Origin of the sequence: Microbacterium songi (genome assembly GCF_042747925.1) — a bacterium.
Classification (GTDB): Bacteria; Actinomycetota; Actinomycetes; order Actinomycetales; family Microbacteriaceae; genus Microbacterium.
This window is the reverse complement of record NZ_JBHZIE010000001.1, coordinates 665,897-688,108: the sequence shown is the minus strand read 5'-3', so window position 1 is coordinate 688,108 and position 22,212 is coordinate 665,897. Positions and strand designations below refer to the sequence as shown.

At 69.0% G+C, this 22,212-nt stretch carries 24 protein-coding genes; 14 read left to right on the top strand and 10 right to left on the bottom strand.

The annotated features are described in order from the left end of the window. Positions 1–124: 124 nt before the first annotated feature. The 4 genes from ACFM35_RS03535 to ACFM35_RS03520 are packed head-to-tail and all read left to right on the top strand — an operon-like array spanning position 125 to position 3,180. On the top strand, positions 125–757 hold the full coding sequence (locus ACFM35_RS03535) for a SipW-dependent-type signal peptide-containing protein (protein ID WP_378838379.1): 633 nt from the start codon (positions 125–127) through the stop codon (positions 755–757). Positions 758–768: 11 nt separating this feature from the next. Then, positions 769–1,422, top strand: a complete 654-nt coding sequence (locus tag ACFM35_RS03530; protein WP_378838377.1) for a SipW-dependent-type signal peptide-containing protein — start codon at positions 769–771, stop codon at positions 1,420–1,422. Between the two features lie 10 nt (positions 1,423–1,432). Next, complete coding sequence (locus ACFM35_RS03525) at positions 1,433–2,686, top strand: signal peptidase I (protein WP_378838375.1); 1,254 nt, start codon at positions 1,433–1,435, stop codon at positions 2,684–2,686. After that, complete coding sequence (locus ACFM35_RS03520) at positions 2,683–3,180, top strand: hypothetical protein (RefSeq protein WP_378838374.1); 498 nt, start codon at positions 2,683–2,685, stop codon at positions 3,178–3,180. The genes ACFM35_RS03525 and ACFM35_RS03520 overlap by 4 nt, the downstream gene beginning before the upstream one ends. A 9-nt stretch (positions 3,181–3,189) precedes the next feature. On the opposite strand, the gene ACFM35_RS03515 is transcribed toward ACFM35_RS03520, so the two are convergent. From ACFM35_RS03515 to ACFM35_RS03505, 3 genes are all read right to left on the bottom strand, one after another. Further along, positions 3,190–3,873, bottom strand: coding sequence for an alpha/beta fold hydrolase (locus ACFM35_RS03515; RefSeq protein ID WP_378838372.1), 684 nt, complete (start codon positions 3,871–3,873; stop codon positions 3,190–3,192). A gap of 40 nt (positions 3,874–3,913) precedes the next feature. Beyond that, a complete protein-coding gene (ychF, locus tag ACFM35_RS03510; protein ID WP_378838368.1) occupies positions 3,914–4,987 on the bottom strand; it encodes a redox-regulated ATPase YchF in 1,074 nt (357 codons plus the stop codon). Positions 4,988–5,087: 100 nt separating this feature from the next. Next, positions 5,088–5,837, bottom strand: a complete 750-nt coding sequence (locus ACFM35_RS03505) for a class I SAM-dependent methyltransferase (protein ID WP_378838366.1) — start codon at positions 5,835–5,837, stop codon at positions 5,088–5,090. A gap of 127 nt (positions 5,838–5,964) precedes the next feature. Here ACFM35_RS03505 and ACFM35_RS03500 point away from each other — a divergent pair, with 127 nt between their 5' ends. Together ACFM35_RS03500 and ACFM35_RS03495 are read left to right on the top strand one after the other, a co-directional pair. Next, a complete protein-coding gene (locus tag ACFM35_RS03500; RefSeq protein ID WP_378838364.1) occupies positions 5,965–6,588 on the top strand; it encodes a 3'-5' exonuclease in 624 nt (207 codons plus the stop codon). Positions 6,589–6,654: 66 nt separating this feature from the next. After that, positions 6,655–7,947: a DNA recombination protein RmuC gene (locus tag ACFM35_RS03495; protein ID WP_378838362.1), complete on the top strand. Its 1,293-nt coding sequence runs from the start codon at positions 6,655–6,657 to the stop codon at positions 7,945–7,947. Here ACFM35_RS03495 and ACFM35_RS03490 read toward each other — a convergent pair whose 3' ends face one another. Together ACFM35_RS03490 and glpX are read right to left on the bottom strand one after the other, a co-directional pair. Next, positions 7,948–8,172, bottom strand: coding sequence for a UDP-N-acetylmuramyl pentapeptide phosphotransferase (locus ACFM35_RS03490; RefSeq protein WP_378838360.1), 225 nt, complete (start codon positions 8,170–8,172; stop codon positions 7,948–7,950). 191 nt (positions 8,173–8,363) lie between these two features. Next, on the bottom strand, positions 8,364–9,353 hold the full coding sequence (glpX, locus tag ACFM35_RS03485; RefSeq protein WP_378838357.1) for a class II fructose-bisphosphatase: 990 nt from the start codon (positions 9,351–9,353) through the stop codon (positions 8,364–8,366). 178 nt (positions 9,354–9,531) lie between these two features. Here glpX and fbaA point away from each other — a divergent pair, with 178 nt between their 5' ends. Further along, positions 9,532–10,560 carry a class II fructose-bisphosphate aldolase gene (fbaA, locus tag ACFM35_RS03480; RefSeq protein ID WP_378838355.1) on the top strand — a complete coding sequence of 343 codons (1,029 nt, stop codon included), beginning with the start codon at positions 9,532–9,534 and terminating at the stop codon, positions 10,558–10,560. A gap of 80 nt (positions 10,561–10,640) precedes the next feature. Here the strand turns inward: fbaA and ACFM35_RS03475 are convergent, their stop codons facing one another. From ACFM35_RS03475 to ACFM35_RS03465, 3 genes are read right to left on the bottom strand one after another with little or no spacing between them, the layout of a single operon-like run. Beyond that, on the bottom strand, positions 10,641–11,192 hold the full coding sequence (locus ACFM35_RS03475; protein ID WP_378838352.1) for an MOSC domain-containing protein: 552 nt from the start codon (positions 11,190–11,192) through the stop codon (positions 10,641–10,643). Between the two features lies 1 nt (position 11,193). After that, the gene (locus ACFM35_RS03470) at positions 11,194–11,808 is read right to left on the bottom strand and encodes a DUF6264 family protein (RefSeq protein ID WP_378838349.1); all 615 of its coding nucleotides are present in this window, start codon (positions 11,806–11,808) and stop codon (positions 11,194–11,196) included. Then, positions 11,805–12,842, bottom strand: a complete 1,038-nt coding sequence (locus ACFM35_RS03465) for a 4-hydroxy-3-methylbut-2-enyl diphosphate reductase (RefSeq protein WP_378838660.1) — start codon at positions 12,840–12,842, stop codon at positions 11,805–11,807. Before ACFM35_RS03465 ends, ACFM35_RS03470 begins: the two co-directional genes overlap by 4 nt. Before the next feature lie 89 nt (positions 12,843–12,931). On the opposite strand from ACFM35_RS03465, the gene xseA reads away from it, so the two are divergent. The 7 genes from xseA (at position 12,932) to ACFM35_RS03430 (ending at position 19,515) form a co-directional block, all read left to right on the top strand. Further along, positions 12,932–14,236 (top strand): exodeoxyribonuclease VII large subunit, encoded by a 1,305-nt coding sequence (xseA, locus tag ACFM35_RS03460; protein WP_378838347.1) that lies wholly within the window; start codon positions 12,932–12,934, stop codon positions 14,234–14,236. 1 nt (position 14,237) lies between these two features. After that, entirely contained in the window at positions 14,238–14,513 is a 276-nt protein-coding gene (locus ACFM35_RS03455) for an exodeoxyribonuclease VII small subunit (RefSeq protein ID WP_378838344.1), read from the top strand. After that, positions 14,513–15,157 (top strand): DUF4245 family protein, encoded by a 645-nt coding sequence (locus ACFM35_RS03450; RefSeq protein ID WP_378838341.1) that lies wholly within the window; start codon positions 14,513–14,515, stop codon positions 15,155–15,157. The genes ACFM35_RS03455 and ACFM35_RS03450 overlap by 1 nt, the downstream gene beginning before the upstream one ends. Before the next feature lie 38 nt (positions 15,158–15,195). Next, entirely contained in the window at positions 15,196–15,825 is a 630-nt protein-coding gene (locus ACFM35_RS03445; RefSeq protein ID WP_378838657.1) for a carbonic anhydrase, read from the top strand. Positions 15,826–15,897: 72 nt separating this feature from the next. Further along, on the top strand, positions 15,898–17,292 hold the full coding sequence (locus ACFM35_RS03440) for a class II fumarate hydratase (RefSeq protein ID WP_378838338.1): 1,395 nt from the start codon (positions 15,898–15,900) through the stop codon (positions 17,290–17,292). A gap of 40 nt (positions 17,293–17,332) precedes the next feature. Further along, entirely contained in the window at positions 17,333–18,862 is a 1,530-nt protein-coding gene (locus ACFM35_RS03435; protein WP_378838336.1) for a sensor histidine kinase, read from the top strand. After that, the gene (locus ACFM35_RS03430; protein WP_378838333.1) at positions 18,859–19,515 is read left to right on the top strand and encodes a response regulator transcription factor; all 657 of its coding nucleotides are present in this window, start codon (positions 18,859–18,861) and stop codon (positions 19,513–19,515) included. Before ACFM35_RS03435 ends, ACFM35_RS03430 begins: the two co-directional genes overlap by 4 nt. Before the next feature lie 351 nt (positions 19,516–19,866). On the opposite strand, the gene phoH2 is transcribed toward ACFM35_RS03430, so the two are convergent. Both phoH2 and ACFM35_RS03420 read right to left on the bottom strand, forming a co-directional pair. Then, positions 19,867–21,180 carry an RNA 5'-3' helicase PhoH2 gene (gene phoH2 / locus ACFM35_RS03425; protein WP_378838655.1) on the bottom strand — a complete coding sequence of 438 codons (1,314 nt, stop codon included), beginning with the start codon at positions 21,178–21,180 and terminating at the stop codon, positions 19,867–19,869. A gap of 246 nt (positions 21,181–21,426) precedes the next feature. Then, positions 21,427–22,203, bottom strand: a complete 777-nt coding sequence (locus tag ACFM35_RS03420) for an isoprenyl transferase (RefSeq protein ID WP_378838653.1) — start codon at positions 22,201–22,203, stop codon at positions 21,427–21,429. Positions 22,204–22,212 lie beyond the last annotated feature (9 nt).

Sequence of the window (22,212 nt, the reverse complement as noted above, 5' to 3'; positions counted from 1 at the left end):
TAGTCCACGCGATATATCGGTAGCCCACTACTGGTTACAGGGCGTCGCCCTCAGTCATAGCCTGCCGGAAACGACCACGCGCCACCGGCCCGCGGCGTTCACGAGCAGACGCGGGGGCGTGCGCATGACCACGGACGACATCATCGAAGAGACCACGACCTCACCAGAGCGCGGCGTGCGCAGCAAGCGGGTCCGCGCGATCCTCGTCGGCGGTTTGGTGCTGGGTGTCGGAGCGGCTGTGACGCTCGCCGCCTGGAACGACTCGGAGTTCGTGACCGGCACGTTCGCGGGCGGTGCGTTCGACATCGAGGGAAGTACGGACGGCGACGTCTACGCGGAGCACCCGGATGCGGGCTCGGCAGCCATCCTCGACTTCGAGCTCGACGCCGACAACCTTGCGCCGGAGGAGCCGGTGTACGCAGGTTTCGCGGTGCAGTTGACATCGGACTCGACCCGCGCGGCCAGCCTTGACATCACGGCGTCGAGCGCGGCGGCGATCGCGTCATCGTTGAGCTACTCCCTCGTGGAGACCGCGGCATTCGGATGCGACGCCACGACCTTCGCCGCCGGCGATCCGCTCGTGACGGATGCCGCGACCACGGCCAGCACGGAGCCCGGTATCTTCACGCTCGACGCGGTCACCGAACCCGTCTTCCTGTGCTTCGAAGTCACTCCGGCCGCAGGGCTGCCGCAGTCGTCTCCGTCCGGCACCGTGGTGTGGCAGTTCCTCGCGACCTCCACCACCGACCTGCCCTGAGAGGCACCGGCATGAGCGGACCTCACACGCTTGCCACACGGCGAGAACGTCGTCGCACCGCGCCTGGCGGCCGACGACGCTGGTCGACCCGGGTACGAGCCGTCCTCGCGGGGGCGCTCGTACTCGGTGTCGGCACGTCGGTCACCTTGGCCGCGTGGAGCGACGACGAGTTCGGTGCCGGCACCTTCGCCGCGAGCACGTTCGTCGTCGAATCGCAGACGGGGATTTCGACGTGGGCGGCGCACGAGTCCGGCAGCCCGGCGACCCTGGCATTCGCCGCCTCGGCGATGTCACCGGCCGTCTCGCAGTACGCCTACATCGACATCCGCACGACCGCCGCGACGAACATCAGCGGAACGGCGGCGCTCACCGCCGTCTCGGCCGCCACCGGCACCCTGCTGCCTCAGCTCGAGTACCGCGTCGCCGTGACGGCGGCCACCGCCCCGTGCAATGCGTCGGCGTTCACGTCGGCCACGATCCCCGCCTACACCGCCACGCTCGCGACGACGACCTCGCCACCGAGCGTTTCGGGCGCACTGGCGGCAGCCGGCGGATCGACCGTGCGGTTCTGCTTCGACGTGCGCGTGAAGGCGGGCACGGCCTCAACGTTCCAGGGCGGGACCGCCGGCGCGACGTGGCAGTTCACGTCCACCTCCAGCTCTTGATCGGATCCTCGTGAGCCGCATCGAGGAAGAACGCATCGATGCCGCTGAGCGCCGCCGGGCACCCCAGAAGCCCCGGCGCTCGGCGGCATCGGTCGCCGGCAGCATCGCGCTCGATGTCGCCGCCCTGGCCGGTGCCGTCTGCATCGTGCTCGTCGTGCTGGCCTACGGGTTCCACGTCACCCTCATCATGTTCAAGACGGGGTCGATGAGTCCCACGATCCCCGCCGGATCGCTCGCGCTGGTGCATGAGATCCCGGCTTCCGACATCGCCGTCGGCGACGTCGTGACCGTCGACAGACCCGGCCAGCTGCCCGTGACGCACCGCGTGACATCCGTGGGCCCCGGCGAGACGGACGACGCGCGCAGCATCACGCTCAAAGGCGACGCCAACACGACGGAAGATCCTGCGCCGTACGAGGTCTCGCACGTGCGCGTCGTGTGGGCCTCCGTCCCAGGTCTTGCGCACGTCGTGATCTGGCTCTCCCACCCGTGGATCCTTGCGGCACTCACCTTCGGCTGCTCAGCACTCGTGACGTGGGCGTTCTGGCCGCGTTCGCGTCGTCGGCGACCGCCACCTCCCAGGCGACGGAAGAGCCGCGAGCGGCACGTCGCTCACGTCGCTGCTGTCGCTCTCGCGATCGGAGGGGGCGCTGCCGTATCCGGCGCCGCCACCCCGGCGCACGCCGCACCGCGGACGTCGGTCGTCACGGGGACGGCGCTCGTGCTGACCACCATCGGCGATCCGTCCGCGATGACGACGCTCGGTCCGGGCGACTCGACGCCCTGGGAGGTCGGCATCGCGACGAAACCCACCGCCGGCCCGGGCTCGATCGACGTGTCGGTCACGTGGACCGGTTCGGCCGAGCTCGGACTGATCGTCTCCGCCGAGGCCTGCACCGAGCAGTGGACCAGAGACGGATGCCGCGGCCGGAGCACGCGCCTCATCGACGCCGCTCCCGCCCCGGTCGACAGCACGCCACGCGCTCTTCTGTCGATGTCGTCGCAACAGGGGCGGTGGGTCCGCTTCAAGGTGACGATGCCCGCCGACCCCGGAGACGGGCAGGGCTCCGCGGCCCTCACCGTGACCGCGAACGGGCTCGGCGACGATCTCTCGTCGTCATCCGGATCCGCCTCTGCACTCGCTGCTACGGGCGGGAACGGCGATCAAGCCGTCGGGCTGAGCGCGTGCGCCGTGATCGCAGGTGTCCTCGGGGCGGGCCTCGTCGCCGCGCAGCGGGGCAGGACGGCCCGGAGCCGGGTATGAGCACTCATCGGCGATTCGGTCTGGTGCTCGCCGCGCTTACCGTCATCGGCGCGATGGCGGTACCGCGCTTCCTCCCGACCGTCACCGAGGCGTCCTGGGCCGACCCGGAGTCCGCCGCCGGCAGCTTCACCGCTCTCACCGTGCCCCCGCCGACGGTCACCGCCTGCACCGTGATTCCCGGCACGCTCGGCATCTTGGGCTCCTTCAACGTCACGTTCCAGGTGCCGACCGGCTACGCGGTCGCGGCCGTGGGCTACGCGGTCGCGAACAACGCGACCATGGCCGGGGCGAGCGCCGTGACCCCGGCGGTCAGCGGTCCCGCGTCCGGGAGCTACACCGCCAGCTTCGGAACCGGGCTCCTCGGCCTCCTGGGCTCGGACGTCTACCTCGGCATCAGGATCGTGGACGCCGGCACCGGGTGGGGGTCGACGTACAAGGTCTCGCACGGAAAGATCGGTCTGCTGGCGAGCAGCTCCAGCTGCGCGGTCCTGTGAGACGGCTCGTCAATCCCAGTCGAGATAGTCCTCGATGGCCCAGGATGTCGCACCGACATGCGTGGCAGGGAACATGTGACCGGCACCCTCGACGCGCACGACGCTCACGCGGTCCGGCGCGGATTGCTTAAGCGCGTCACCGTTGGCCGGCGGGGTGATCGGATCCTCGGCGCCCTGGATGATCAGCACGGGGACGTCCGCGGCCAGTGCCGAGGATCCGCCCGTCCCTCGGGCGGCGCGCTGGAGAGCCTCCACCTCGGAGTCTCGGAACCGCTCCGGCACTTCGGCGAGGTCGGGGGCATCGACGGTGCCGTCCGATTCGACGCCGAGCAGCAGCACGCCGTTGACGCGGTCGTGGTGCCCCAGCGCCACGACCCGGGCGACAGACCCGCCGAAGCCGTGGCCGCCCACCCAGGCGTGATCCATTCCGAGGTGGTCGAGCACGTCCACGACGTCCCGAGCGAGATCCTCGATCGTCACGGGCACGCGGTCCGCGGCATCCTCGTCCTTCGAAGGCCTCCGCGACCCGATCCGCACGACCCGGAAGTCCTCCATCGCGACCGAATGCGCAAGGGCGTTCAGGTAGGAGATGTTCAGGCCCGCGCCGGCGATCAAGACCACGCCCGGTCCGGCGCCCTCGACGGCGAACGGGATCGCCCGACCCTCGGGCTCGAAGGTCTGCGTGTCGGTCATCGTCATCTCCTCGTCTTTGGCGGCCGAACTCGGCGGAACATCAATTGTTGAAGCGGAACTCGACCACGTCGCCGTCCTTCATGACGTAGTCCTTGCCCTCGAGGCGGGCTTTGCCCTTCGACCGGGCTTCGAGCACCGACCCGGTCTCGATGAGGTCCTCGAAGGAGATGACCTCCGCCTTGATGAACCCCTTCTCGAAGTCCGTGTGGATGACGCCCGCGGCCTGAGGGGCCTTCGAACCCTTCGGTATCGTCCACGCCCGAGATTCCTTGGGCCCGGCGGTCAAGTACGTCTGCAGTCCGAGCGTGTCGAAGCCGATCCGCGCGAGCTGGTCGATGCCCGACTCCTCCTGCCCCGTCGATGCGAGCAGCTCCGCGGCGTCCGCGGGATCGAGGTCGATGAGCTCCGACTCGATCTTCGCGTCCAGGAACACCGCGTGCGCGGGCGAGACCAGCGCCTGGAGCTCGGCCAGGCGCGCAGCATCCGTCAGCACTTTCTCGTCGACGTTGAACACGTAGATGTAGGGCTTCGCGGTCATGAGGCCCAGGTCCCTGATCTGCGCGAGATCGACGCCCGACTGCGAGACCAGCGTGCCCCGTTCGAGCGCGTCCTTCGCCGCCACGGCCGCCTCGAGCGCTGCGGGCTCCGCGCGTTTGCCCTTCACGTCCTTCTCGAGGCGCGGGATCGCCTTCTCGAGTGTCTGGAGGTCGGCGAGCATGAGTTCGGCGTTGATCGTCTCGAGATCGTTCTTCGGATCGACGTTTCCGTCGACGTGCACGACGTCGTCGTCGGTGAAACCGCGCACGACCTGGGCGATCGCATCGGCCTCACGGATGTTGGCCAGGAACTGGTTGCCGAGACCCTCCCCCTCGCTCGCACCGCGGACGATGCCGGCGATGTCGACGAACGACACCGTCGCGGGCAGGATGCGCTCCGAGTGGAAGACCTCGGCGAGCTTCGCCAGCCGCGGGTCGGGGAGGTTCACGACTCCGACATTCGGCTCGATCGTCGCGAACGGATAGTTCGCCGCGAGCACGTCGTTCTTGGTCAGTGCGTTGAAGAGGGTGGACTTGCCGACGTTGGGCAGGCCGACGATGCCGATAGTGAGAGCCACGGGAGTCCATTCTACGTGGGTGGACTCGGAGATCACCGGGCGTCGGGCCGCCGGTGCGCGCCGTCGACCACGCCGATGCCGGCGATCAGGCGGCGCGGTGTCAGGGGCGCTGCGCCCGATACGCCTTCGTCACGTACGGCAGCTCGATCGTCGACCCGCCGACCACGCCGATCTCGTCGAAGAGGAGGTCGAGTTCGGTCTCGATGCGCTCCTTCTCCTCGGGTGCGGCGGTGATGACGTAGCTGCGCGAGCGCGCCATGTCCTGCAGCGCGCCCCGCGACATCGGACGCGTCCATCCCCAGACCTGCTCGTCGAGGGTCGAGAACGGCGGGGCCACGGGCGGGTGGCCGTCGGCCAGCATCTGCTCCGCCGAGCTGCCGTGCATGATCTCGCTCATACGTCGCACCCACGGGAGGCGCTCGTCGCGCACGTTCCAGATGAGTCCGAGCATGCCACCCGAGCGCAGCACACGCCCCACTTCGAGCGAGCCTCGGATCGCGTCGACCCAGTGCCACGCCTGGCCGAGTACGACCGCATCGAGCGACGCGTCGGGGAGCGGCATCCGCTCGGCGGTTCCGACGAACGTCGGCACCCCGGGGACCGCCGCGTGGAGGGCGGCGAGCATCTCGGAGTCGGGGTCGATCGCGACGACATCGTCGCCGAGACCGGCGATCACCCGGGTCAGTTTGCCTGTGCCCGCCCCCACATCAGCCACGCGCAGTGCCCGGCCGGGTTCCCGCATCGGCTCTAGAAGCCACTGCACGGCCTCGGTCGGGTAGTCGGGCCGTCCTGACTCGTACACCCCCGCCGCCGCGCCGAAGGAGCGGGACATCTCATCGCGTGTCGCCATGCGACCGACTTTAGCTTTCCGGAGCGGCGCAGATCGCGCAGGCGGAGGGGCGCCACCGGCCGTGCCGATCGAACCGATCCCGGCGCGCCTGCCCCGCGGTTCACCCCCGCACGGTGACCCTGAGGGAGTGCCTCTGGATTTCACCGCCATCGACTTCGAGACGGCGAATTCGAGCACCGCGTCGGCGTGCGCGGTCGGGCTGGTCCGGGTGCGGGACGGGAAGATCGTCGCGCAGAGCGGCTGGCTGATCAAGCCGCCCCCCGGTCACGACCGCTTCTTCGAGCTGAACATCGGCATCCACGGCATCCGCGAAGAGGATGTGCACGACGCCAAGACCTGGACCGACCAGCTCGACGACATCGCCGCCTTCGCCGGTGCGGACGTCCTCGTCGCGCACAACGCGGGATTCGACATGGCCGTGCTGCGCCGGGCCTGCGATGCGACCGGCGACCTGTGCCCGCCGTACCGCTACGCGTGCAGCCTGCAGGTCGCGCGCAAGGTCTACACCCTCGATTCGTACCGGTTGCCCTCCGTGGCCGCGCAGGCGGGATTCCTCGACTTCCCTCACCACGATGCGGTGGCCGACGCCCTCGCCTGCGCTCACATCATGATCGATGCCGCAGCGCGACGGGGCGCGACCGACATCGAGACCCTCGCCGAGCGCACGGGTGTGCGGCTGGGCCGCATCCACCCGTCCGAGCCGATCGTCGAGCCGGTCTTCGGCGCGAGGACGGTCGTCGCCGTCGCCTGAACCGGCACAGCGTGGTCGGCCGCGCGCCGACCCGCTCATGTCGGAGGCCGAGGGCATGCTGAACGCATGGATGCCCTCACCGTTTCGGCGCTCGTCATCGGGTGCCTCGTGCTCGGGGCGCTCGCGGGGTGGTTCTGCGGGCTCGCCCGCGCCACGACCCGCGCGGCGCACGAGCGCGTCGAGCTGACCGCCCGCGTGGCAGCCGCCGATGCCCTCGCGCAGGCGCACCGGGCCGAACTCGACCGGCAGATCGCCGTCACACGGGACTGGGCGGGCCAGGCGCGCGCCGATCAAGCCCAGCGCGACGAGCGCGAGCGACGCGAGCAGGCCGTGCTGCGCGCCCTCGCCCCGGTGCAGGAGACGCTGCAGGCCATGCGCGACAAGGTCGACATGCTCGAGCGCGACCGGCACAGCCAGTACGGAGCGCTGGCCGAACAGCTGCGCCTCGGGCACGAGTCGGGCGAGGCGCTGAGAGCAACGACCGAATCCTTGGCCGGCGCCTTGCGCTCGGGAGCGACTCGCGGCGTCTGGGGCGAAACGCAGCTGCGACGCGTGGTCGAGGCCGCCGGCCTCACGCGCTACGTCGATTTCGATACGCAATCCTCCATCAGCACCGATGCCGGAGCCGGCCGGCCCGACATGGTGATCCGCATGCCGGGGGCGAAGTCACTGGCGGTCGACGCCAAGGTGCCGCTGGACGCCTACCTGGAGGCGTCTGCGATACCGGTGACCGCCGTCGGGGAGGAGGAGGCGCGACGCAAGAGCCTCCTTGCCAAGCACGTGCGAGCCGTGCGCGCGCACGTGGATGCGCTCGCGAAGAAGACGTACTGGGCGGGGCTGGACTCGAGCCCCGAATTCGTGGTCTGCTTCCTCCCCAGCGAGTCGCTCCTGGCAGCGGCGCTGGAGGAGGATCCGTCGCTGCTCGACTACGCATTCAGCAAGCGGGTCGCGCTCGCGTCGCCGGTGAATCTGTGGGCGGTGCTGAAGACCGTCGCCTACACCTGGACGCAGCAGGAGGTGTCGCAGGAGGCGCGCGCACTCTTCGATCTCGGCACGCAGTTGTACGAGCGCATCGGCGGCCTGGCCGGCCACGCCGAGGAGATGCGGAAGGCGATCGAGCGCACGGTGGACAGCTACAACCGGTTCGTCGGATCGCTCGAGGGTCGCGTACTGGTCAGCGCACGCCGCTTCCCGGGCATGGACGAGACGAAGCTCGACGCGCTTGCCGCGCCTCCGGTGATCGAGAAGTCCGCTCGGCGGTTCACCGCACCCGAGATGCTCGAAGCGCTGGACCCGGGCGATGACGACGCGTCCACTCCCCTGCACGCGGATGTGGGCGACCTCAGGGGCCGCCTCTGATCAGATTCCGCCGGGAACCAGGCTGAGGAGCGCCACGACCGTGATCGACACGCCGACGAAGGCGCCGATCATCCACCACGCGCTCATCTGGTGGCCTTCGTCGCGACGCACACGGAAGAACACGTCGGGACGACGCGCCGGGTCGATCGCGTCCGCGATCACGGCCTGCGCGCCCGTCTGCGGAGCGGATCCGCCGATCATCGAGCCGTTCACCTGCGTGGACATGAACCATCCCCTTCGGGCATCGGAAAAACTGAGCGTCTCCGTTGACTCTGCGTACGATTCTGCCAGACAACCCGCGGCGCGAGCATCACGACGCGGTCACGATCGCCACATCTTCCCCACCCGTCACGCACGCCCCACCTGCGTCCCTCGCAGACGAGATCTCCGGGAGGCACCAGCCGGTCAGGCGGTCGTCAGAGCCACTTCGAGACGAGGTGCTCCGAGGTGATGCGACGGAGCGTGCCCGAAGAACCGCGGAGCACGACGCTCTCGGTGTAGAGAAACTCGCCGGCACGCTGCACGCCTGCGACGAGCTGGCCTTCGGTCACTCCTGTGGCGACGAAGATCGTGTTCTTGCCCTTCACGAGGCCCTCGGCCTCGTAGACGTGACCGTCGAGCTTGAGTCCGGCATCGATGCCCTTCTGCTTCTCGTCGTCGTCGCGCGGCCACAGCACACCCTGGATGTGCCCTCCGAGCGCCTTGATGGCGCACGCCGTCACGATCCCCTCCGGCGAACCACCCACGCCGATGCACATGTCCGTGCGCGCGTTGTGACGCGCGGCGTTGATGCCACCGGCGACGTCGCCGTCGGACATCAGACGGGTGCCGGCGCCCGCATCGCGGATCTCCTGGATGAGCTTCTCGTGTCGCGGACGGTGCAGTACCGAGACCACCATCTCGTCGACGGGCTTGCCGAGCGCCTTGGCGAGCAGACGGATGTTCTCGGCCACGGGAAGACGGATGTCGACGACGCCGACGCCCGCGGGACCCGTCACGAGCTTGTCCATGTAGAACACCGACGAAGCGTCGAGCATCGCGTCGTGGTCGGCGACGGCGATCACCGACAGGGCGTTGTTGCGTCCGGTGGCCGTGAGCGACGTCCCATCGATGGGGTCCACGGCGATGTCGCACTGCGGGCCGCGCCCGTTGCCCACGTGCTCCCCGTTGAACAGCATCGGAGCGTTGTCCTTCTCCCCCTCGCCGATCACGATCGTGCCGTCGAAGCTCACCGTCGTGAGAAAGGCGCGCATCGCGTCGACGGCGGCACCGTCGGCCGCCTCTTTGTCACCCCGCCCGATGAACGGCACCGCGCGGATGGCCGCCGCCTCCGTGGCACGCACGAGTTCCAGTGCCAGATTTCGGTCGGGATGCAGGGGACTCATGTCCGCGGTAAGGCTCACCATGAGGCTCAGCCTAGCCATCGGGCCACGACCGGACGGGGCGAGGGCGGGCGTTCGCCGCGAAGGAATCGACGATCTTTGGCCTGGCGAAGAACTGGGCGGTCACGGCATCCGTCGTACCCGGCGCGACGCGCTTCGATAGAGTGACGGTCAACGCCCGACTGATGCAAGGAGCCCCCACATGCCCGTCGCCACCCCCGAGCAGTACGCCGAAATGCTGGACCGCGCGAAGGCAGGTGGCTTCGCCTACCCCGCGATCAACGCCGCCAGTTCGCAGTCGGTCAACGCCGTGCTGCAGGGCCTCACCGAGGCGGGCTCGGACGGCATCCTCCAGGTCACCACCGGGGGTGCCGACTACTTCGCCGGCCACACCGTGAAGGCCCGGGCGACCGGCGCGCTCGCGTTCGCGGCGTTCGTGCACGAGGTCGCCAAGAGCTACCCGATCACGGTCGCCCTGCACACCGATCACTGCCCCAAGCCGGCGCTCGAGGACTTCGTGCTGCCGCTGATCGCCGCATCCGAGAAGGTCGTCGCCGACGGTGGCCAGCCGATCTTCCAGTCGCACATGTGGGACGGCTCGGCCGTGCCCCTCACCGAGAACATCGACATCGCGAAAGAACTGCTCCCCCGCATGAAGGCGATCAACGCGATCCTCGAAGTCGAGATCGGCGTGGTCGGCGGCGAGGAGGACGGCGTCAAGCACGAGGGCTCGAACGAGGCGCTCTACACGACGGTCGCCGACGTGAGCGCGGCCGTCGAGGCTCTCGGACTGGGCGACCAGGGACGGTGGATCGCGGCTCTGACGTTCGGCAACGTGCACGGCGTCTACAAGCCCGGCAATGTGAAGCTGCGCCCCGAACTGCTCGGCGAGATCCAAGAGGGCATCGCGGCGAAGTTCGGTACCGGCCCGAAGCCGCTCGACCTCGTCTTCCACGGTGGCAGCGGCTCGACCTCCGAGGAGATCGCGACGGCGGTCGCCAACGGCGTGATCAAGATGAACATCGACACCGACACCCAGTACGCGTTCACCCGGTCGGTCGCGGGCTTCATGTTCAGCAACTACGACGGCGTGCTGAAGGTCGACGGCGAAGTGGGCAACAAGAAGGCCTACGACCCGCGGGCGTGGGGCAAGGTGGCCGAGTCGGCCATGGCCGCGCGCGTCGTCGAGGCGACGCAGCAGCTCGGGTCTGCGGGCAAGTCGCAGTCCTAGGGCCTCAGCCCGTGAAAGAGCGGATGCCGCGGCCCTCGGGTCGCAGCATCCGCTCTTCCATCGGCATCAGTGCGGAGACGTCAGGCCGGCCAGGAGAAGGTGTCGAGCAGACCGGGTGCGCCGGCGGGAGCGGGAACGATCTCGATCTCGTCGCCCGCCTGCACCTCGCCGGCACGGACGACTCGGAGGTACGGGCCCAGACGCCGCTCGCCGGCGAATCGCTTGACCCACCCGCGCTGCTCGCTCCCGCCGACCCAGCGCGCGAACGTCGCGCACGGCGTCCGCGGCATGGTCACTTCGAGCCGAAGACGCTCGCCGATCTGCCAGATGTCGCCGATGCGCGACGCATTCACCTCGATGCCCTCGGTACGCAGGTTCTCACCGAACCATCCGGGTGCGAGCTCTCGACCGAGCTGCTCCTCCCAGAACGAGGCATCCTCATGGGCATAGGCGTAGACGGCCTTGAGGAGACCACCGTGATGTTTGCGGCTGACCTGTACATCACCGCGCACTCCGTACGGCCCCACCCGCACCGGTCCCTGCAGCGCTGCCTTGTCGATCCCGGTGACGCCCTCCGAACCGGCATCCGGTCGTAATCCGCGCACAGCGCAGACGGCGATCAGACGACCCACGTCATCCCGCCAGGTTCGACAGTGCGTTCATGATGCCCGGGTCGGTCGTCAGCGGCACGGCGATCAGAGCACCGGACGCCATGCTGAACACGAGCGCACCGACGAGCGGAATCCACCACGAGAGCCTCCCCCGGCGCATGACCCGCCAGGACACCACCGCCGTGAGCAGCCAGCCGATGCCGAGCACGAGCATGCCCGCGAAAACCCAGCCCTTCGCGGCATCCGGATCCGCGAGTGTCGCGTCGATGCCCATCAGCGAAAGCATGGTCGAGGAGTACGTGCCGAAGTCGCCGAGCGAGATCACGGTCGACACGACCGACACCAGTCCGTACGCGAGCAGACCCAGCGTCGCGATGCGGTTGGCCGCGCCCGGTCGGGCACCTGCCCGAGCGGACTTCCCGGCGGGCCCCACCGGCCGACCGGGGGCGGGCTCGGCGACCGGGGACCCCGCGGGGGCCACCGGTGCGGAGACGGGGTCCGCGCGAACCGCCTCCCCTGCATCGAGCGCCGCGGTCACATCGGGCTGAGCGATCCGTGCGCGCTGCTCCTCGATGGTCGCGTATTCGCCGTACTCCGGACGGGGACGTGATTCCGGCTCGGTCGAGGAGGCGCTCACACGCGCCTCCCGCCGAGAGCGCGCTCGTCGCGCTTGCCCGACGAGTCCTGCCGCAGTTCCTTCGGCAGCGAGAAGATCAGGTCCTCCTCGGCGGTCTTGACCTCTTCGACGTCGCGGTACCCCGCGCCCGAGAGCTCCTCCAGCACCTGCTGCACGAGAACGTCGGGAACGGACGCTCCGCTCGTGACGCCGACCGTCTCGACGCCGTCGAGCCATTCCTGCTTGACCTCGTCGGCGTAGTCGACGCGGTACGCCGCCTTCGCCCCGTACTCGAGTGCGACCTCCACCAGACGCACGCTGTTCGACGAATTCGCCGAGCCGACGACGATCACGAGGTCGGCGTTCTTCGCCACCTTCTTGATCGCCACCTGACGGTTCTGCGTCGCGTAGCAGATGTCGTCCGAGGGCGGATCCTGCAGCTGCGGGAAGCGCACCCGAAGCCGACGGACCGTCTCCATCGTCTCGTCCACCGAGAGCGTGGTCTGTGACAGCCACACCACGCGCGACGGATCGCGCACCTCGATCAGATCGGCGTGATCGGGCGAGTTGACGACGGTGACATGCTCGGGGGCTTCACCGGCCGTCCCCTCGACCTCTTCGTGACCTTCGTGGCCGATCAGCAGGATCTCGAAGTCGTCGCGGGCGAACCGCACGGCCTCGCGGTGGACCTTCGTCACGAGCGGGCACGTCGCGTCGATCGCCTGCAGACCGCGGTCGGCGGCCTCGGCGACCACAGCGGGCGACACCCCGTGCGCACTGAAGACGACGTGCGCACCCTCGGGGACTTCGTCGACCTCGTCGACGAAGATCGCGCCCTGCGATTCGAGCTCGGTCACGACGTGGATGTTGTGCACGATCTGCTTGCGCACGTAGACGGGGGCGCCGAAGCGCTCCAGCGCCTTCTCCACAGCGATCACGGCGCGGTCCACACCCGCGCAGTAGCCACGGGGCGCGGCCAGCAGCACACGCTTGCGTCCGACCACGGGGATATCCTTGAGGCGCTCGCGCCGCTGTGGAATGCGGGGAATGGGCATTCGTACGGCAGATGTGCTCACCCCTTGATTCTACGGGGGGCACCGGTGCACTGGCTGAGTGCGCCGCCGCCCGGACCACGAAGGACCAGATGACCTCGTTCCAGCCCGCCATCGTGCCCGGTGAGGCACCCCCCGCCGACTCCGTGCACCCGCGAGAGTCGAGTCAGGCGGCGCCCACGTCGGTGTCGCGCCTGAACGACACCATCCGCGGTTTCATCGACAAGTGGGGCTCGGTCTGGGTCGAAGGCGAGATCACCTCCTGGAACGTCCGAGGGGGGAACGTCTTCGGACGCCTCAAAGACCTGGCCGGCGGGTCGACGATCTCGTTCCGCATCTGGTCGAGCACGCTTCAGCGGCTGCCGGACGACCTGAAATCCGGCGATCACGTCATCGCGTGCGTCAAGGCCGACTTCTTCCCCAAAACCGGAGACTTCACCTTCGCGGTCTCGTCGATGCGCCACGTCGGGCTCGGCGACCAGTGGGAACGCCTCGAGCGCCTGCGCGTGCAGCTGCGTTCCGAGGGTCTGTTCGACGCCGCCCGCAAGAAGCGGCTTCCGTTCCTGCCGCACACCATCGGACTGATCACCGGCGAGCGATCGGATGCCGAGAAAGACGTCCTGCGCAACTCCGAGCTGCGCTGGCCGCACGTGCAGTTCCGCGTCCGATATGCCGCCGTGCAGGGTGACCGCTGTGTTCCCGAGACGCTGGCCGCCCTGAAGGCGCTCGATGCCGACCCCGCGGTCGACGTCATCATCATCGCGCGCGGCGGTGGCGATCCGCAGACCCTGCTCGGATTCAGCGATGAACGCCTGCTGCGAGCGGTGGCCGCGGCATCCACACCCGTCGTCAGCGCGATCGGACATGAGAACGACCGGCCTCTGCTGGATGACGTCGCGGACCTCCGTGCTTCGACGCCGACCGATGCCGCCAAGCGGGTCGTGCCCGACGTCGCCGAGCAGCGCGCCGTCGTCCGCGACCTCCGCGCCCGACTGTCGACGCGCCTCACGCAGCGCGTGCGGCACGACATCCTGCAGCTGGAGCAGCTGCGTTCGCGCCCGGTGCTGCGCGCGCCCTCGTCGATGATCGACGGCCGGGCGCAGGAACTGTGGATGCAGGTGTCGCGAGGGCGCGACATCGTCGATCGCCGCATCGAGACGCAGGCGCGCCGCACCGCCGAACTGCGGGCCACGCTGCGGGCGCTCTCCCCCGCCGCCACGCTGGCCCGGGGCTACGCCATCACCCACCTCGCCGACGGGGTGATCGTGCGCGACGCCCTTCAGGCGCCGGCAGGTTCGCGCGTCATCGTCACGCTTGAGCGCGGATCACTCGCGGCCCGCTCGGAGGGCGAGATCGCCGAGTCGGCCCCGGCCGTGGATGCGGACCGATCGGCCTAAGATGGAGGCTATGACGCTGTCGAACGGGGATGTCGCGGAGGTCGCCGAACTCTCGTTCGAGCAGGCGCGCGACGAGCTCATGCGCGTCGTCGCCGAACTCGAGCAGGGCGCGCCCACCCTCGAGCAGTCGCTTTCGCTGTGGGAACGCGGCGAGGCCCTGGCCGCCCGCTGCGAGGAGTGGCTCCTCGGTGCCAAGCGACGCCTCGACGCGGCGCGCGCGAGCGACGACGCAGGCCGTGGCGGCCCCCCTCGACACGATGACACCGAGGCACGATGATGGCCTCGTCGTCCTCCCGCGTGGTGGCCGAACTCGGCAGACCCGAAACGGCGGGCGAGACCGCCGCGCGCAAAGCCGAGTCGTCCCGCGTCTACCGCTCCAGCCAGACCACCCGTAACCTCGTCGCGGCACTTCTGGTGACGCTTGCCGTGGTGGCCGTCATCATCTTCGCCGTGCCGCGCGGCCAGCCCGCGCCGCGCGCCGCGCTCGACGTGTCCGCCGTCGCACAGTCCGTCTCATCGAACCTGGAGCGCACCGTCATCGTGCCCGCGGTCCCCGAAAGCTGGACGGTGAACGGCGCAGCCGTCGAGGGCGACGCCGTCGCGGCCTGGACGGTCGTCTACGCCCCCGACGAGGCATCCGGGTTCCTCCGCATCGCACAGGGGTTCGACGCCGATGCCGCGTGGCCGACGCGAGTGCTCAATGGTGCAGGCGCGGACGACACGGTCACCATCGACGGCATCGAGTGGACCAGCTACCGCATCGCGAACCCCGAGGCGGCCGGCAACATCTCCGCAGCCCTCAGCACGCAGGCCGGGCCCGACACCGTCATGGTCTACGGCACGTCCTCGCAGGAAGCGCTGGACGCCGCAGCCTCATCCGTCAGCGACCAGATCCGCGAACTTCGCCAGGAGGCAGAGTGACCGACGAGCGACCCGATCCCGGAACGGTGTGGGACGAGATGCGACGCGGCAACGCCCGTTTCGTCGCGGGCGAACCGCGGCACCCCCGACAGGACGTCGAACGGCGTCACGTGCTCGCAGCGGCGCAGAAGCCCCGTGCGGCCCTGTTCGGCTGTGCCGACTCGCGACTGGCCGCCGAGATCATCTTCGACAAGGGCCTCGGCGACCTGTTCGTGGTCCGCAACGCCGGGCAGGTGATCTCCGACTCCGTCGTCGGCAGCCTCGAATACGCCGTGGCCGTCCTCGATGTGCCGCTCATCATCGTCCTGGGCCACGATGCCTGCGGCGCGGTCCGCGCCGCGATCGACAGCACCAAGCCCGACTCCCCCGAGCTGCCCCCGCACATCTGGCGACTCATCGCGCCGATCGTCCCCGCGGTGCGCCGCGTCGTGCGCGACGGCGCTGCCGAAGGCCGACCGGTCGACGACATCGACGCCGAGCGCGTCGGACGCGAGCACCTGCGCGACACGGTCGCCGAGCTCATGCACTCCTCGGATCTGATCCGCGATGCGGTCGAGGAGGGTCGACTGGCGATCGTCGGTGCGAACTACCGTCTCGACGAGGGCACTGCGGTCCCCGACATCATCGTCGGCGCCGCTCGCGACGAGCGCGCAGACGTGTCCGCCTGATTTTTCCGCTCGCCACGGCAGCGAACTGCACGATCTCCGCACGAACAAGCCCCATCTCGAAGGAACGACGACGTGACTGACACCGAATACCGCATCGAACGCGACACGATGGGAGAGGTCCGCGTCCCGAAGGACGCCCTGTACGCCGCGCAGACGCAGCGCGCGGTCGAGAACTTCCCCATCTCGGGCAAAGGCCTCGAGAGCGCCCAGATCGCTGCGCTCGCGCGCATCAAGAAGTCCGCAGCGCTCGCCAACAAAGAACTGGGCACGCTCGACGCCGCCATCGCCGATGCGATCGCCGCGGCGGCGGACGAGGTCATCACGGGCGTCCACGACGACCAGTTCCCCGTCGACACCTACCAGACCGGCAGCGGGACGTCCTCGAACATGAACATGAACGAGGTGCTCGCGGCCCTCGCGACGCGCTCGCTCGGTGCGCCGGTGCACCCGAACGACCACGTCAACGCCTCGCAGTCCTCCAACGACGTCTTCCCGACCTCCGTGCACATCGCGGTGACGCAGGCTCTCATCGACGACCTCATCCCGGCCCTCGATCACCTCGCCGTCTCGCTCGAAGCGAAGGCGGAGCTCTGGAAGGATGCCGTCAAGTCGGGCCGCACCCACTTGATGGACGCGACCCCGGTGACGCTCGGCCAGGAGTTCGGCGGATACGCCCGTCAGGTGCGCCTCGGCATCGAGCGAGTGCAGGCGGTCATCCCCCGCGTCGGCGAGGTGCCCCTGGGCGGAACGGCTGTCGGCACCGGGATCAACACTCCCATCGGATTCCCCCAGAAGGTCATCGAGCTGCTGACCGCCGAGACCGAGCTGCCGATCACCGAGGCCAAGGACCATTTCGAGGCCCAGGCGAACCGCGACGGCCTGGTCGAGGCATCCGGCGCCCTGCGCACCATCGCGGTTTCGCTGACCAAGATCAACAACGACCTCCGCTGGATGGGCTCCGGCCCTAACACCGGGCTCGGCGAGCTGCACATCCCCGACCTCCAGCCCGGTTCTTCCATCATGCCCGGCAAGGTCAACCCGGTCGTGCCCGAGGCGACCCTGATGGTGTGCGCGCGGGTGATCGGCAACGACGCCACCGTGGCGTGGGCCGGCGCGTCGGGCTCGTTCGAGCTGAACGTCGCGATCCCCGTGATGGGCACCGCGCTGCTCGAGTCGATCCGCCTGCTCTCCAACGCCATGCGGGTCCTGGCCGACAAGACCATCGACGGCCTCGAGGCGAACCTCGAGCGCGCCGCCGCGCTCGCGGGGATGTCGCCCTCGATCGTGACCCCACTCAACAAGCTCATCGGCTACGAGGCCGCCGCGAAGATCGCCAAGCACGCCGTCGCCCAGGGCATCACGGTGCGCGAAGCGGTCATCGATCTGGGCTACGTGGAGCGTGGCGACCTCACCCTCGCGCAACTCGACGAGAAGCTCGATCTGCTCTCGATGACCCATCCCGGGTGATCGATGCCCACGCGGAGCGTTCTCGCGCAATAATCAGGGTGTGACTCGCACGCCGAGACCCGTATCGGCGCGCGTACGGATTCTGGGGGCGATCCTCGCCGTGGCGTGCGTCGGTTTGGCGATCGTGGGCGCCATCACTTTCCTCGTCCAACGTGAACGGGTGCTGGCCGACATCGATACACGTCTCATCAGTCAGGTGGCGAGTGTGTCTCCGGCCGGCGACGGTGCACCGTCGGGGGGCGGGACGGATGCCGCGCCCTCGGACGTCACGACGGTCACCGAGATCCCCGACCCGACCCGATACACCTCGGTGTCGGACTATCTCGGCGACGTCGTGGGCAGGGTGGTGCTGGCCCGGAACGAGGCATCCGTCGGCATCATCGATGGGGTCGCACGGTTTCAGCCCCCCGAGCTCTCGGGCTTCTCCATCTCCGCCGACACCGGAGTGATCTCGTTTCTGGCGCAGGAGGCGACGCGCGACGGCGGTGGTGTCCCGGCGAGCGCGACCACTCCCGAAGGGACGCTCCGCTACATCGCCGTGCCGATCAGTGTGGCGGGCGACGACCGGGAGGCGCTCTTCGTCCGCGCCGTTGACCTGGACGCAGAACTCGCCCCCGTCACCTGGTCCTTCCTCATCTACGCCATCGCGGCCGTCGTGATGCTCATCGCGATCGGCATCGTCTGCTGGTTCGTGGCCGGTCGCCTCCTCGGGCCGCTCCGCCAGCTGCGCGACACGGCCGACTCCATCACGATCACCGACCTCGGCGCACGCCTGCCCACGCAGGGCAACGACGACATCTCCGACCTCACGCGTACGGTCAATTCGATGCTCGACCGCCTCGAGGGCTCGGTCGACGTGCAGAGGAATCTTCTCGACGACGTGCGCCACGAGCTCAAGACGCCGATCACGATCGTCCGCGGGCATCTCGAGCTGATGAACCCGAACGACGCGGCCGACGTCGAGAACACCCGCGAGATCGGGATCGCCGAACTCGACCGCATGACGCGGCTGGTGGAGGACATCGATCTGCTGGCGACAGCGGAAGCCGACCAGTTCACGATGGAGGAGGTGGATGTCGCTTCCCTCACCGACCGGGTCGGCGAGCTGGTCGCCGTCATTCCCGGTCATACGTGGCGCATCCGCGGTCGCGCCCACGGCACCGTCTTCGGCGACGACGACCGGCTGCTCCAGGCCTGGCTGCAGCTCGCCGACAACGCCGCCAAATACACGCCGGAGGACTCTCCGATCGAGATCGGCAGCACGACCGACACCGGGGAGGTGCGGCTGTGGGTGCGCGATCACGGTCCGGGCATTCCTCCGGCCGCTCGCCACCGCATCTTCCGTCGGTTCGACCGCGCGCACGTGAAGCGCTCCGTCGGCGGTTCGGGCCTCGGGCTCGCGATCGTCGACGCCATCACGAAAGCGCACGGCGGACACTGCTCGGTCGGAGACACCATCGGCGGCGGCGCGACGTTCACGATCCACGTCCCCCTGGGGACTCGCGCCACGGAGCTCCCCGCTCCCGTGCGAGCCGGCGACGTGGTGCTGCAGAGGGAGTCCAGCGCATGACGCACATCCTGATCGCCGAAGACGAGTCCCGTATCTCGGCGTTCGTCGCCCGCGGTCTCGCCGCCTCGGGCTACACGACGGTCGTCGCCGAAGACGGCCTCGAGGCGCTCGATCAGGCGCTGTCGGGCGACGTCGACCTCGTGCTCCTCGACATCGGCCTGCCGTCGATCGACGGACTGGAAGTGCTGCGACGACTGCGGCGTCAGGGGTCGACGGTTCCTGTGATCATGCTGACCGCGCGCTCCAGCACACGGGACACGGTGGCGGGTCTCGATGCGGGCGCGGGCGATTACATCGCGAAGCCCTTCAAGTTCGACGAGCTGCTCGCGCGCATCCGCTCACGGCTGCGCGAGACGGCCAGTGCGGCGAGCATCACGATCGTGCACGGCGATGTCTCCCTCGACGTGCTGTCGCGCCGGGCCAGCATCGCCGGCCGCGAGATCGATCTGTCGTCGCGCGAATTCGCGCTCGCCGAGCAGTTCCTCCGCAATCCCGGGCAGGTGCTGAGCCGAGAGCAGCTGCTGAGCCGCGTCTGGGGCATGGACTTCGATCCGGGCTCGAACGTTGTCGACGTCTACGTGCGCTATCTGCGCGGCAAATTCGGCCCGCAGCACATCACGACGGTCCGCGGAGCGGGCTACCGGTGGGAGTAGCTCCGCCACGACACCCACGCAATGAAGAAGCCCCCGACGCTGGGGGACGTCGGGGGCTGGGAAGGGTCGGTAGCTGGGGGACTCCGACCGATTCAACCGCACTGTCTTGGGGAGGAGCGCGGTTGTTTTCTCTTCTATCCGCCGTGACTGTCGTCTGCGACGGACGGGGAACCCGCCTGAGCGGGAATCGTGGGCGCTTTCGCGCCTTGTATCTATGGTGACAGAGGTCTGCTCGTCCGGCTGTCAGATCGCATGAGACTCTTCTCATCCAGGTGAATCCATAGAGACTGCACACCGGGCACGAAGAGAGGCCCGGGATGCCGCTCCCCGGGCCCCTCGACACTCTCGCGGTCAGGCGAGCTCGCTGGCCTCCAGGAGCTCGGTGACGAGCGCGGCGATCGCGGAGCGCTCCGACCTCATCAGCGTGACATGCCCGAACAGGTCGTGACCCTTGAGCGTCTCGATGACGGAGGCGACGCCATCGTGACGGCCGACCCGCAGGTTGTCGCGCTGAGCGACATCATGCGTCAGCACGACGCGGGAGTTCTGCCCCATACGGCTGAGCACCGTCAGCAGCACGTTGCGCTCGAGCGATTGCGCCTCGTCGACGATCACGAACGCGTCGTGAAGGGATCGTCCCCGGATGTGCGTGAGCGGCAGCACCTCGAGGAGACCACGGTCGATGACCTCTTCGACCACGTTGCCCGAAACGACCGAGCCCAGCGTGTCGAAGACCGCCTGACCCCACGGCCCCATCTTCTCCCCCTGGTCTCCGGGCAGGTAACCGAGCTCCTGGCCGCCGACAGCGAACAGCGGACGGAAGACGATGATCTTCTTCTGCTGCTGCCGCTCGAGCACGGCGTCGAGGCCCGCGCACAGGGCGAGCGCGGACTTGCCCGTGCCGGCACGGCCGCCGAGCGAGACGATGCCCACATCGGGGTCGGTGAGCAGGTCGATCGCGATGCGCTGCTCGGCGGAGCGGCCGTGCACTCCGAAGACCTCGCGGTCGCCGCGCACGAGCCGGTAGGAGCCGTTGCCGGTCACACGCCCGAGCGCCGAGCCGCGTTCGGAGTGCACGATGAGGCCGGTGTTGACCGGCAGCCCGCGAACACCCTCACTCGTGGCCACGTCGCTCTCGTAGAGGTCGCTCAGCTCATCGCCCGACACGTCGAGCGTCGCGATCCCGGTCCAGCCGGAGTCGACCGCCTGTTCGGCGAGGTACTCCTCGGCGGTGATCCCCAGCGACGCGGCCTTGACGCGCATCGGCAGGTCCTTCGACACGACGGTCACATCCTGTCCGTCCTGTGCGATGTTCATCGCGACGGCGAGGATGCGACTGTCGTTGTCGCCGAGGCGCATCCCTGAGGGCAGTACCGAGGCGTCGGTGTTGTTCAGCTCGACGCGCAGCGTGCCGCCCTCACCGACGGGGACAGGGAAGTCGAGGCGCCCGTGCTCGACGCGGAGCTCGTCGAGGTGGCGGAGGGCTTGACGGGCGAAGTAGCCGATCTCGGGGTCGTGCCGTTTGCCTTCCAGCTCGGTGATCACGACGACGGGAATCACGACGGAGTGCTCCGCGAAGCGGAAGAACGCCCGCGGATCGCTCAGAAGTACCGACGTGTCCAACACATACGTGCGCAGATCCTCAGCCTGCTCGTCATCGATCATCCGGCTGTGCTGCTGTGCTGCTCTGGTGGTCACAACCCACTCCCGACCCGGGTGGAATCCCGGTATTCACGAGTCGGCCTGGGCCACGAGTCGCGATCCTGAAGGCCGACTCGAACGGGCGCCCTGCCCGCTGTCATGAACGTACGTCCGCGGCCGATGCGGCGCATCCTCGACACGCGGCGTGTTCGTTACGACTGTGTGAATTCCTGACATCCCCCGCGGGAGAACGATGCGCAGACCGCGGACTCAGCCGCCGTAACGGCGGTCCCGCGTCGCGAAATCCCTGATGGCGCGAAGAAAATCGACCTCACGCAGGTCGGGCCCGAGCGCCTCGACGAAGTAGAACTCGCTGTGTGCGCTCTGCCACAGCAGGAAGTCGCTGAGCCGCTGTTCACCCGACGTACGGATGACCAGGTCGGGGTCGCGCTGGCCTCCGGTGTACAGGTGTTCGCCGATCTGCTCGGGCGTGAGACTGTCTGCGAGCTCCTCGAGTGAGCCGCCACCCTGGTCGTGCTGGGCGATGATGCTCCGGACGGCGTCGACGATCTCACCGCGCCCGCCGTAGCCGACGGCCAGGTTGACGTGCAGCCCGGTGTGCTCGCGCGTGCGACGCTGGGCCTCCGCGAGGACACGCGCGAGCTCCGGCGGAAGGCCGTCGGAGCGACCGACGTGCTGCACGCGCCAGTCGCGCTCCCGCGAGAGCTCGTCCGCCAGCTCGGCGATGATCTCGAGGAGATCAGTCAGCTCGCGCGAGTCGCGCTTGAGCAGATTGTCGTTGGACAGGAGGTAGAGCGAGACGACCTTGATGCCGATGTCATCGCACCACTGCAGGAACTCGCGCATCTTGGCCGCGCCCGCGCGGTGGCCGTGGGCAGCGGACTCGTAGCCGAGCTGGCGCGCCCACCGCCTGTTGCCGTCGATCATCATGGCGACGTGATGCGGGACGGTCTCGGGGGTCAGCTGTCGGCGGAGGCGATTGATGTACAGCCGATAAAGGGGGCCTCTCCCCTCGTTCGCCGACATCTGCGCCAC

What these genes read in the sequence shown, in the direction of transcription:
- ACFM35_RS03430 (WP_378838333.1), top strand. Translation starts at nt 18,859, where the DNA reads ATGACGCACATCCTGATCGCCGAAGACGAGTCCCGTATCTCGGCGTTC.
- ACFM35_RS03505 (WP_378838366.1), bottom strand. Translation starts at nt 5,837, where the DNA reads ATGGCGACACGCGATGAGATGTCCCGCTCCTTCGGCGCGGCGGCGGGG.
- ACFM35_RS03535 (WP_378838379.1), top strand. Translation starts at nt 125, where the DNA reads ATGACCACGGACGACATCATCGAAGAGACCACGACCTCACCAGAGCGC.
- xseA (WP_378838347.1), top strand. Translation starts at nt 12,932, where the DNA reads ATGACCTCGTTCCAGCCCGCCATCGTGCCCGGTGAGGCACCCCCCGCC.
- fbaA (WP_378838355.1), top strand. Translation starts at nt 9,532, where the DNA reads ATGCCCGTCGCCACCCCCGAGCAGTACGCCGAAATGCTGGACCGCGCG.
- ACFM35_RS03420 (WP_378838653.1), bottom strand. Translation starts at nt 22,203, where the DNA reads ATGTCGGCGAACGAGGGGAGAGGCCCCCTTTATCGGCTGTACATCAAT.
- ACFM35_RS03520 (WP_378838374.1), top strand. Translation starts at nt 2,683, where the DNA reads ATGAGCACTCATCGGCGATTCGGTCTGGTGCTCGCCGCGCTTACCGTC.
- ACFM35_RS03495 (WP_378838362.1), top strand. Translation starts at nt 6,655, where the DNA reads ATGGATGCCCTCACCGTTTCGGCGCTCGTCATCGGGTGCCTCGTGCTC.
- glpX (WP_378838357.1), bottom strand. Translation starts at nt 9,353, where the DNA reads ATGGTGAGCCTTACCGCGGACATGAGTCCCCTGCATCCCGACCGAAAT.
- ACFM35_RS03465 (WP_378838660.1), bottom strand. Translation starts at nt 12,842, where the DNA reads ATGCCCATTCCCCGCATTCCACAGCGGCGCGAGCGCCTCAAGGATATC.
- ACFM35_RS03445 (WP_378838657.1), top strand. Translation starts at nt 15,196, where the DNA reads ATGCGACGCGGCAACGCCCGTTTCGTCGCGGGCGAACCGCGGCACCCC.
- phoH2 (WP_378838655.1), bottom strand. Translation starts at nt 21,180, where the DNA reads ATGATCGATGACGAGCAGGCTGAGGATCTGCGCACGTATGTGTTGGAC.
- ACFM35_RS03515 (WP_378838372.1), bottom strand. Translation starts at nt 3,873, where the DNA reads ATGACCGACACGCAGACCTTCGAGCCCGAGGGTCGGGCGATCCCGTTC.
- ACFM35_RS03530 (WP_378838377.1), top strand. Translation starts at nt 769, where the DNA reads ATGAGCGGACCTCACACGCTTGCCACACGGCGAGAACGTCGTCGCACC.
- ACFM35_RS03455 (WP_378838344.1), top strand. Translation starts at nt 14,238, where the DNA reads ATGGAGGCTATGACGCTGTCGAACGGGGATGTCGCGGAGGTCGCCGAA.
- ACFM35_RS03450 (WP_378838341.1), top strand. Translation starts at nt 14,513, where the DNA reads ATGGCCTCGTCGTCCTCCCGCGTGGTGGCCGAACTCGGCAGACCCGAA.
- ACFM35_RS03490 (WP_378838360.1), bottom strand. Translation starts at nt 8,172, where the DNA reads ATGTCCACGCAGGTGAACGGCTCGATGATCGGCGGATCCGCTCCGCAG.